The sequence below is a fragment of the Sphingobium sp. BHU LFT2 genome (assembly GCF_018604485.1).
GTDB classification, from domain to species: domain Bacteria; phylum Pseudomonadota; class Alphaproteobacteria; order Sphingomonadales; family Sphingomonadaceae; genus Sphingobium; species Sphingobium yanoikuyae_A.
The window spans coordinates 1-2,505 of the sequence record NZ_JAFCGW010000054.1; the positions used below are offsets into that span (position 1 = coordinate 1).

The 2,505-nt window shown below is 67.2% G+C and carries 4 protein-coding genes; all 4 read left to right on the forward strand.

Annotated elements, in window-relative coordinates:
• The first annotated feature begins 149 nt into the window (after positions 1-149).
• Complete coding sequence (locus tag JQK15_RS26320) at positions 150-938, forward strand: alpha/beta hydrolase (protein ID WP_214869579.1); 789 nt, start codon at positions 150-152, stop codon at positions 936-938.
• A gap of 49 nt (positions 939-987) precedes the next feature.
• On the forward strand, positions 988-1,263 hold the full coding sequence (locus JQK15_RS26325; RefSeq protein ID WP_214869582.1) for a hypothetical protein: 276 nt from the start codon (positions 988-990) through the stop codon (positions 1,261-1,263).
• On the forward strand, positions 1,260-1,568 hold the full coding sequence (locus JQK15_RS26330; protein ID WP_214869584.1) for a hypothetical protein: 309 nt from the start codon (positions 1,260-1,262) through the stop codon (positions 1,566-1,568). The genes JQK15_RS26325 and JQK15_RS26330 overlap by 4 nt, the downstream gene beginning before the upstream one ends.
• Positions 1,565-2,505, forward strand: a 941-nt coding sequence (locus tag JQK15_RS26335; protein ID WP_214869587.1) for a PepSY-associated TM helix domain-containing protein, incomplete at its 3' end; no start/stop codon positions are given. The genes JQK15_RS26330 and JQK15_RS26335, both read left to right, overlap by 4 nt.

Sequence of the window (2,505 nt, forward strand, 5' to 3'; positions counted from 1 at the left end):
GGCAAGGCGTCGGACGCACTGGAGGGCATGACCTTCTCGATCAACGGCCGCAACATCGCCGACAAGCGCTATGTCGCGACCTGCAGCGCGGTTTCCGCCTGTTATTATGGCCAGGGCCGCAGCCTCACCGCCCGCCTGCAGTTCAACTGGTGAGGCGGCTGTCGGCCCTTGCGGCGCTTGGCCTGCTGACGATGGCGCCGGGCGTGGCGTCATCGCCCGCGGTGGCGGCGCCATGGCAATTGGAGCGATCCGACGTGCTGACCATTAGGTCGCCCGATGGCCATGCCTATCGGGTGCTGGTCGCCTGGCCGGAGGGCGAGCCACCCGCCGACGGATGGCCGCTGCTGTGGATGCTGGATGGCGAGGATAATTTCCCGATCGCCGCGACCACCGCGCGTCGACTGGCGCGCGCCGGCGCGCGATCGGGGATCGGACCGGGGCTGATCGTCGCGATCGATTCCGGGCCGCTGGCGCGAAGGGTGTTCGATTATACGCCGGCGGCGCCGGGCTATGCCATTCCCGCCGGGGCGCCGGCCAGTGGCCTGCCGACCGGCGGCGCCGACGCCTTTCTGCGCTTCATCGAGCAGCAGGTCCGGCCCCAGATCGCGGCGCGCTGGAAGATCGATGCCAGCCGGGAGACGCTGATGGGCCACAGCTTTGGCGGGTTGCTGGCACTGCATGCGCTGGCCAAGGGCGCGCCCTTCAGCCGTTATGTCGCGGTCAGCCCGTCCTTCTGGTTCGGCAATGGACTGGTCGCGCGGGAGGTCGAAGCCATGGCGCCTACGCCGGGCAGCAAGCTGCTGGCCGCCAGTGGCGACCGGGAGGGCGGCCCGACCAAGGGTGACAGCGAAGGTGACAGGGTAGCGGCCCTTTTCACGACCATGGGGTCGATGCGCAGTTCCGGCTGCTGCCAGGGCATAGTCATGGATCGACAATGATGGCGATGATGACGGACGGCATCACCATGGCATTTGAAACGGAATCGAAATGATTCTTGCAATCCTTGGCGGGTTGCTCGCCTGTGTGGCGGCGATGCTGCTCTATCTGGCGGCGCCGCATCAACAGATGGGACGACTGCCCTGTCCGCCTCGCCTGGCCGGGTGGGGCGGCGTGGCGTTGCTGATCGTCGGCACCGGCCTGTTGCTTCGCTGGGCCGGGGTGGCGACGGCGATCTTCATCGTCCTGACGCTGGTGATGACGATCTGGTCGGTAGTGCCCGTCATCATCGCCTGGCGGCGTGGCGCGCCGGAGGGCAAGCGATGAGCCGGATCGGATCGCGCCGGCCGCTGTCCAGCCGTGACTGGTTCGGCAAGGTATCGGCGGCCTTCATCCTGGGCTTTACGCTGGCGCTCGGCTGCGCCGGCCTGTTTCGCGAACTGATGGATGTGGGGGAGGGCTATTTCTCCACCAAGGGGCAGTTCGCCATGTGGCTGATGTCGCCGGTCTGGGCGTTGACGCTGAGTTTCTGCTTCCTGTTTCGTTCGGGCCTGCGCGCCTGGCTGTGGCTTGTCGCCGCCAATCTGCTGGTCTGGATGCCGGTGCTGCTGATGGGAGGGCTGCGGCCGTGAAACTGCCGACCGACGTCGTGAAGATGTACAAGGAAGTGCATGGCTGGGTCGGCATCATTTCCGGCCTGTGCCTGTTCATCGCCTTCTATGCTGGGGCACTGACCATGTTCGAGTTGCCCTTGCAGCGCTGGGCCTCGCCCCCGCCGACGCTGGCGCCGCCCCCTTCGCTGGAGCGGACGCCGGAACTGGTCGCCAAGGTTCTGGCCACCCATCCGCAGGCGGCAAAGGGCTATGACATCAACCTCGTCATCGATGCCACTCATCCGGCCCGAATGACATGGATGGTGCGTGGCGAAGCGGACGAGCATGGCGGCGGTCAACGCTATTACGCCTCGCTGGCGCCGGACGGCGCGCTGCAGGTTGAAAGCCGGGGGCCCTCCGAGGTCGCGCAGTTGATCGACGTGTTGCACCAGCAGGTCGGCCTGCCCTTCGATCATGAGATTTCCATGCCGATCATGGGCGCGATCGCGCTACTCTACACCATCGCTCTGGTGTCGGGGCTGGTCGTGCTGCTGCCCAGCCTGGTCAGCGACCTGTTCGCGCTGCGCATCGGCAGGAATGTCAAGCGCATGTGGCTCGACGTGCATAATGTGCTGGGCCTGTTCAGCCTGCCCTTCCACATCATCATGGCGCTGACCGCTGTCGTCTTCGCCTTCCACGACCAATTTTACGGTGCGCAGGGGCTGGCCTTTGGCGGCGGCGCGGAGCGGGCGCGGCCCAGCCTGTCGGCCCCGGCCGAGGGACCGCCGCCCGCCACGCTGACGCCGGCGCAGATCGTCGCCCGCGTGCGCGAGCAGGCGCCCGGCTTCACGCCAGAGACATTAGTCTATGGTCAGGGACGTGGCGGACTGCCGGCGCTGCGGGTGCAGGGCAGCGATGCCCGCTACGGCCTGCGCGCGCCGACCTATGGCATGGCCGGGATCGATCCGCAGACCGG

Bases quoted from the DNA above. Each gene is read 5' to 3' on its own strand.
- JQK15_RS26325 (WP_214869582.1), top strand. From the start codon at position 988: ATGATTCTTGCAATCCTTGGCGGGTTGCTCGCCTGTGTGGCGGCGATG.
- JQK15_RS26330 (WP_214869584.1), top strand. From the start codon at position 1,260: ATGAGCCGGATCGGATCGCGCCGGCCGCTGTCCAGCCGTGACTGGTTC.